The sequence below is a fragment of the Desulfurella amilsii genome, from assembly GCF_002119425.1.
In the GTDB taxonomy this organism is placed as follows: Bacteria; Campylobacterota_A; Desulfurellia; order Desulfurellales; family Desulfurellaceae; genus Desulfurella; species Desulfurella amilsii.
Window position 1 is genome coordinate 1,262,269 of record NZ_MDSU01000018.1, and the last position, 7,311, is coordinate 1,269,579.

General features: G+C 35.6%; 7 protein-coding genes. 6 read left to right on the forward strand and 1 reads right to left on the reverse strand.

All coding sequences use genetic code 11. The features are described from left to right. Nucleotides 1-2 precede the first annotated feature (2 nt). A complete protein-coding gene (locus DESAMIL20_RS10025; protein ID WP_086034712.1) occupies nt 3-569 on the forward strand; it encodes a helix-turn-helix domain-containing protein in 567 nt (188 codons plus the stop codon). Here the strand turns inward: DESAMIL20_RS10025 and DESAMIL20_RS10030 are convergent. After that, complete coding sequence (locus DESAMIL20_RS10030; protein ID WP_086034713.1) at nt 566-1,582, reverse strand: amino acid--tRNA ligase-related protein; 1,017 nt, start codon at nt 1,580-1,582, stop codon at nt 566-568. The two genes, DESAMIL20_RS10025 and DESAMIL20_RS10030, sit on opposite strands and share 4 nt — an antisense overlap. A 58-nt stretch (nt 1,583-1,640) precedes the next feature. Here DESAMIL20_RS10030 and DESAMIL20_RS10035 point away from each other — a divergent pair, with 58 nt between their 5' ends. The 5 genes from DESAMIL20_RS10035 to DESAMIL20_RS10050 all read left to right on the forward strand — a co-directional run. After that, on the forward strand, nt 1,641-3,647 hold the full coding sequence (locus DESAMIL20_RS10035) for a molybdopterin-dependent oxidoreductase (protein WP_143340276.1): 2,007 nt from the start codon (nt 1,641-1,643) through the stop codon (nt 3,645-3,647). Between the two features lie 75 nt (nt 3,648-3,722). Next, nucleotides 3,723-4,946 carry a fibronectin type III domain-containing protein gene (locus DESAMIL20_RS10040; RefSeq protein ID WP_086034715.1) on the forward strand — a complete coding sequence of 408 codons (1,224 nt, stop codon included), beginning with the start codon at nt 3,723-3,725 and terminating at the stop codon, nt 4,944-4,946. Further along, nucleotides 4,947-5,579 carry a magnesium chelatase domain-containing protein gene (locus DESAMIL20_RS10625; protein WP_204218602.1) on the forward strand — a complete coding sequence of 211 codons (633 nt, stop codon included), beginning with the start codon at nt 4,947-4,949 and terminating at the stop codon, nt 5,577-5,579. Further along, the gene (locus tag DESAMIL20_RS10630) at nt 5,564-6,505 is read left to right on the forward strand and encodes a YifB family Mg chelatase-like AAA ATPase (protein ID WP_204218603.1); all 942 of its coding nucleotides are present in this window, start codon (nt 5,564-5,566) and stop codon (nt 6,503-6,505) included. The genes DESAMIL20_RS10625 and DESAMIL20_RS10630 overlap by 16 nt, the downstream gene beginning before the upstream one ends. A 14-nt stretch (nt 6,506-6,519) precedes the next feature. Further along, nucleotides 6,520-7,311, forward strand: a 792-nt coding sequence (locus DESAMIL20_RS10050; RefSeq protein ID WP_143340277.1) for an aldehyde dehydrogenase family protein, incomplete at its 3' end; no start/stop codon positions are given.

Here is a 7,311-nt window from a genome sequence, read left to right on the forward strand (position 1 = left end):
ATATGGATGTTGGTGAACAAATTAGACAAGAGCGTAAGAAAAAAGGTTTTACGCTGAAAAACTTAGGCAGAAAAGCTGGATGTTCGCCCAATTATCTTTCCTTAATAGAAAAGAATAAAGTATACCCGTCGGTAAAAGTTCTAAAGAAAATCTTAGAAACATTAGGGATTGATACGCCAAAAACGCTTAACACCACGGGCCAAAATGGGGTATTTGTTAGAAAAAATCAGCGTACACGTATAATTTATCCAGATAATAACGTGATCAGAGATTTGTTAGTAATTGACCCTTCAAATAAAATAATGGAACCTGCATACAAAATAATACCGCCAAACAGTGATTCAAACGGTTGGCATAGGCACAAAGGTGAAGAATTTGGCTACATTCTAAAAGGAGAACTTGAACTCAAAGTATCAAACGAAAGTTTTAAGTTAGAAGAAGGTGATTGTTTTTATTTTTCTTCTGCGCTTAAGCACTATTACAGGAACATTGGCAATTGCGATGTTGAAACCATATGGATCGTGTCGCCTCCCTCCTCTTTTAGGTATTTATTTTTAAAAAAGCATTAAGCACTGTCACCTACAATAAGTAGTTTTAAAATTCTATCAAAACCAAACGCAATGCCGCTTGCTTGTGGCATACCAAAAGCCATATAATCTACAAATTCTTTGTCTGTAGAGGCTCTAAAGTATTTTTTTAGCCTAACAAAATCATTTTCCTCATCGTAACAGTTGGCTAATTCTACGCCATCTATGTAAAACTCATACCTTTTTGCAAATTTGCCTTCTTTTTTAGCCAAAAATGTAAAATCAGGAAAATTATACACTATACTAATGCATCTTTTTCCTAAGTTTTTTTCTATGTATGTTGCAAATAGATAGTCAAGGACTTGGGATTTTGTTAGATTGGGTTCTAGGTTGTGTTCCAAAATTATTTTGCTTTTATCAAAAGGGTGTGCTATATTAAGGTTTAAATATTTTAAAAAAAGCTCGAGATAAGAAAAAAACTCGCATCTTTCAAGGTCTATATTATTTGAGCCGATTTTTAATACAGTATTTGAATCATTTAAGAATATGCATAAATTTTTGAAATCGTTAACGATCTCTTTTGGTTTTGCATATGCCCTATACCACTCAAGCATTAAAAATTCTTTGCTGTGCCATTTATCTTCAAAATCATCCCTGTAGGCAAAGTTTAGCTCAAATATCTTCTCAAAGCCTAAACACAAAAGTTTTTTATGTTCAATTTCAAATGAAGGTACTAAGTATCCGTACTTTGTTCTGATTTTTTTAATGTGCCTTTCTTTTAGGTACTGCGGTTTTAATTTTGGTGTTAAAACCTCTTCAAAGCCATTTTCTTTGAAAAAATATCTTGCTTTGCTGATAAGGTGCAATTTTTCCTTTAAATACAACAAATTATTTTCAAAATCCATTTTTTTATAAGAACGAACAATTAAATTATCATTTTCATCGATTATGTCATACATATTGTGTTTGGTTTTAAAAGGGAAATTGAGCATAGCTTTGCTTGATAAAACAAGTGTGTTATTTTGAGACATTTTTACAATACGCCCTTTTCTCATAAAGACTTATTATATACAAATAGTTGTTTTTTTGGAAATTGAAATTATAATAAATAATATGAAATGTTTTAGCGTATGTTCACATGATTGTCCTGATGCCTGCGCTTTGGAAGTAGAAATTAAAGACAATTTGGTCGCAAAAATCTCTGGAAATAAGGATCATCCCTTTACTCAAGGCATCATTTGCAATAAAACGGCTCAGTATAAAGAGGTTGTCTATTCAGATAAAAGGGTTTTGTATCCCCACAAAAGGGTAGGCGAAAAAGGCACTAATGCATTTAAGCGCATTTCTTGGGATGAGGCTATAGAGACTATTGTAACAAAATGGCAGCGTATTTTAAAAAATTACACAAGCGACTCGATTTTACCATACTCTTACGCGGGTACAGAAGGTGTGCTTAATAATGCAAGTATGGATAGGCGTTTTTTTAATAAGCTTGGTGCTGCAAAACTACTGCGCACAATTTGCTCTGCAGCAGGCACTAAAGGTTTTGAGTTAGCCTATGGAAAAGCTATTGGTACAAACCCCATATATACCTCAAATTCTAAATTTATCGTTTTTTGGGGTGTAAATGCACTTGCCACAAATTTACATCAAGCTATTTTTGCTCAAAAAGCCCGCCAAAGTGGGGCAAAAATCGTTTCTATTGATGTTGAAAAAAATGAAACGGCACATTTTGCCGATGAGTTTTATCATATAAACCCAGCTAGTGATGGAATTTTGGCGCTTGGTATCGCAAATATTATTATAAATGAAAATTTATACGATAGGGAGTTTATTGAAAATAACACTTATGGTTTTGGTGCGTTTAAAGAACTAACAAAACAATACACACCAAATATAGTATGCAAACAAACAGGCCTAAGCGAAAAACAACTTAATAAACTTTCAATTGAGTATGCCACCACCCACCCAAGTTTCATCAGAATAGGTAATGGTTTACAGCATCACTTAAACGGTGGTTGTAACACATGGGCAATTAGTTTGCTACCAGCTTTGGTTGGCGCATGGAAATTCAAAGCAGGTGGAGCTATAAAATCAAATTCTGGTTACTTTCCTATAAACAAAAACTTACTTCAAAGACCCGACTTGTTAGCATCAAAAACCAGAACTATAAATATGGTAGAGTTAGGCAAAGCTTTGTCGGATGAAAAAAACCCTATTAAATCTATTTACGTTTACAATTCAAACCCTCTTGTTGTAGCCCCAAATCATAATTTGGTAAAAAAAGGCTTTCAAAGAGAAGATCTGTTTGTCGTGGTTCATGAAAGACTGTGGACAACCACTGCGCTGTATGCCGATATTGTTTTGCCTGCAACAACATTTCTTGAGCACGACGATTTATATACCAGCTACTGGCATAATACAATTGCATTTGCAAAACGTGCAATTGAGCCCTTAGGTGAATCAAAGCCCAATATCGAAGTATTCAGCATGCTTGCTTTAGCTTTTGGCTTTAAGGAGCGGTGTTTTAGGGATAATGCATATGAGCTTGCAAGTCAAGCTCTAGATGACAGTTACTTTAAAAGCCACAATATTACTCTAAACAGGCTCTTAGAAGAAAAATTCATTGTTTTAGAAAACATAGGTTACCCATACAAAGATACAGCTTACACAAAGCTCTGCAAAATCCAGTTTAAAAATGAAGATGCGGTTAATTCGACAGGCAAAGATTTACCTGAGTGCACTGATTTCTCCACTCACTGCCCTTTTATTTTGATTACTCCACCAAACAAATATTTTTTAAACTCCACATTTGCCCACATTGATAAGCTAAGAAAAAACTCAGGTGTTCCATCTGTAAAAATTAATACTAAAGATGCTATCAAGCATGGCATTAAAGATAATGACAATGTTGAGGTTTTTAATGAGCAGGGCAGTTGCATTTTAAAAGCTGTTATTTGTGAAGATGTAAAAGAAGGCGTTTTAATCTCAAGGGGGCTTTATTGGGCTGATGATTATATTAATAAACAACCGATAAATGCACTAACAAGTGACAAATTGTCAGACATAGGTCAGGGGGCGGTATTTTTTTCAACAGGCGTGGAATTAAAAAAGCTGTAGCGATATTTTTTTGTTGCAAAATTAGCAAAAATTGTATATTTATAGTTAGATAAACTAAAACTGGAGGGTAAACATATGAAAAAATGGTTTTTAGTGCTTTTTGGTTTGCTGTTTGTATCATCATGTTCAACTGTGCAAATAACAAAAACTAACCCGAATTTGCCCAACGTGCAAATAACTTCAGCAAAAGGCGGCATACAATCCGTTACACTTACATGGATTCCTATTACAAATCAAAATGTAAAAGGTTATGTGGTTTATAGATCAGGCTCTCCTACGGGCAAGTTTGAATTTTTAACTCAAATCAACAATAACCTACAGTCTAGTTATACAGATACTGGCGGTATTTTGTCTACTTTAGAAAATGATGCTACATACTATTATAGAATTGCAGCTTTTAATGATCAGGGTGTCGGGCCATTTGCACAAGTTTCTGCAACAACACTGCCAAGACCCAAACCGCCAGAAGGTTTAAAAGTAATAAGTGGCTTACCTCATAGTTTAATATTGCAATGGAAGCCTTCAAACGATATGTCTGTATCTGGTTACATGATTTATAGAGCTCAATCTTCCCTGGGTCCATTTAAAGCCATAAAAAGGGTAAATGGCAGAGTAAACACCACATATACAGACACAGAACTAAGTGATGGTACTACTTACTATTATGAAATATCAAGTATTAATTACAAAGGTGTAGAAAGTCTTCCCAGTGCATACGTATCTGGCTTAACGCAGAATAAACCAATTCCTCCCTTATCACTAAAAGCAAATCCAACAGGTGCTGGTACAATTGCTGTTTATTGGTTTCCGAGTCCAACAAAAAATGTTGCCTATTATGAAGTCTACTATGGCAATAGCCCCTCTTCAATGTCTTATGCAGGAAAAGCAAAGTCCTCTGTATTGGAATATACTATAAAGAACCTTGAACCGGGTAAAATTTATCTGTTTATGGTAAGGTCTGTGGATGCAACAGGTGTTAAAAGCCCAGATTCAGAAATTGTTCAGGGGAAGACTTTTCCTATTCCATCAGCTCCAAAAGGTATAAAAGTAGAACAACTGCCAACTGGAGCAATAAAAATTGAATGGGCAAGCTCGGGTAACGACATAGCTTATTACAAACTTTTTAGAAGGTACTATTTATTTATAACAAATGAAATTGCCAAGGTTAAAGACACATCATATATTGATGATAAGGTAAAGCCTGATACTACTTACTATTATTGGGTCAAAGCGGTTGACAAGTGGGGCCAAGTTAGTCCTGATTCAGAAACTGTATCGGTAAAAACCAGAAATCAATAAATGTTTTGTAAACTAAAAAGTGCTTTTTTAATAGGTATTGAGGCATATGGTGTTGATGTAGAAATTGATAGCTCAAAAGGTATGCCTATGTTTGTTATTGTAGGCCTTGCTGATAATGCAATTAAAGAAAGTAAAGAGCGCGTACGAAGTGCTCTTTTAAATAGTTCAATACCATTTAAAGCAACAAGACTTACAATCAATTTATCCCCAGCAGATGTAAAAAAAGAAGGTTCTCAATTTGACTTGCCAATAGCGATCGGCATTGCGATGGTAAATGGTGTTGAGGTATCAAAAAATTTGGATGAATTTTTATTTGTAGCCGAATTGTCTCTTGATGGAAAACTAAGGCCAATAAGTGGTATTTTACCAATCTCGGTGTATGCCAAAAAGCACAATTTATCCCTTGTAATTGCAAAAGACAATTCTTGTGAAGCTTCTCTTGCAAAAACAAATATTTATGCGTTTGAAAACTTATCAGAAGTTATTGGTTTTTTAAATGGGACAATAAACGTAAATTTGTACGATAGCAATAAAACGTTTGAAAGCGATAACTATGATGTTGATTTTTCAGAGATCAAAGGTCAGTATAGGGCAATTAGGGCTGCACGGGCAAAACTGTGTATATATTTATAAAGATTATCAGGTATAGGGCAATTAGGGCTGCACTTATTGCTGCAAGCGGGTTTCACAATTTAATGCTTGCAGGTCCACCAGGCACAGGAAAAAGCATGCTTGCACAAAGGATACCTACTATTATGCCTCCAATGAGCGAATCAGAAATTATAGAAACAACCAAAATATACAGTGTGGCAGGTATATTAAAAAATAATGGCGTGATGACTAAAAGACCATTTCGTTCTCCGCACCATACAGCAAGTGACATCAGTTTAATTGGCGGTGGAGCTGATGCAAAACCCGGTGAAATCAGTCTTGCACATAATGGTGTATTGTTTTTAGATGAATTACCCGAATTTAAGCGCAATGTAATAGAAGTATTGAGACAACCGTTAGAAAATGGTTATATCAATATATCAAGGGCAAAATTTACGATTCAATACCCTGCCAACTTTATGCTAATAACTGCTGCAAACCCCTGTCCTTGTGGTTACTATGGCTCAAAAACAAAAAAGTGTACGTGCAGTTTTGATCAAATAAGACGCTATAGAAGTAAAATTTCTGGACCGTTTTTAGATAGGATTGATTTGTATGTAGAAATGCCAGAACTTGACTATGACTCAATACAGGCTGCCTCTTCTTATACGAGTGCTGGTTTAATGCAAAGCGTTGTTGAAGCACGAGAGATTCAACATTTTCGCTTTGCAAATGAAAAAATTTTCATAAATTCTCGGATGAGTCCTCGTTTGATAAAAAAATACTGTCTACTGGATGTCGAAGCTGAGCGAACTCTAAAGCAAGCTATGCAAATAATGCATTTTTCCATGAGAAGCTATACAAAAATATTAAAAGTTGCACGTACAATTGCAGACCTTGCAAAAAGTGATCCAATTTTACAATCGCATATTAAAGAAGCTATAAGCTACAGGCATTTTGAAAACTAAAAGGAGGTGCCCTGATGCAAACCTACAAAACCTATATTGGTGGCAGTTGGGTTGAAACAGACAAATTACTTGATGTTACAGAAAAATATACGAATGAAGTGTTTGCAAAAGTTCCACTGTGCGATACCAAAGAGGTGGATACAGCAGTTAGTGCTGCTCAAGATGCTTTTGAAAGTTTCAGAAAAACACCTGCATATGAGCGCTCACAAATACTAGATAAAGCAGCCAATCTAATTCTAAAGCGCAAAGATGAAATAGCAGCTGTGATTTGCAAAGAAGCAGGCAAAGCCTGGAAGTATTCTCTAGGGGAAGTAATAAGAGGCTACGAAACATTCAAGTTTGCAAGCTGCGAAGCCATACGCATACATGGTGAGACTGTGCCTTTGGATGCAAGCGCATCTGGGACAAACAGGGTGGGCTACTACATAAGGGTGCCAATGGGTGTGATTGCAGCTATTACACCATTTAACTTTCCCTTAAACCTCGTTGCACACAAAGTAGCACCAGCTATTGCCTCAGGCAATACAATTGTACTAAAGCCAGCTTCAACTACACCTGTTACGGCTTTGATATTAGCTGAAATTTTAGAAGAAGCAGGGTTGCCAAAAGGGGTGTTTAATGTGGTAATTGGCTCTGGCTCAAGCATAGGTGATTATCTTGTATCCCACCCAATGGTAAAGAAGGTAACATTTACAGGCTCACCTGCAGTAGGTGATTCAATCATTAGAAAAGCTGGCATAAAGAGAGTGACTCTAGAGCTTGGCAACAACTCAGCTACAATAATAGAAAAAGATGCTATAATAGAT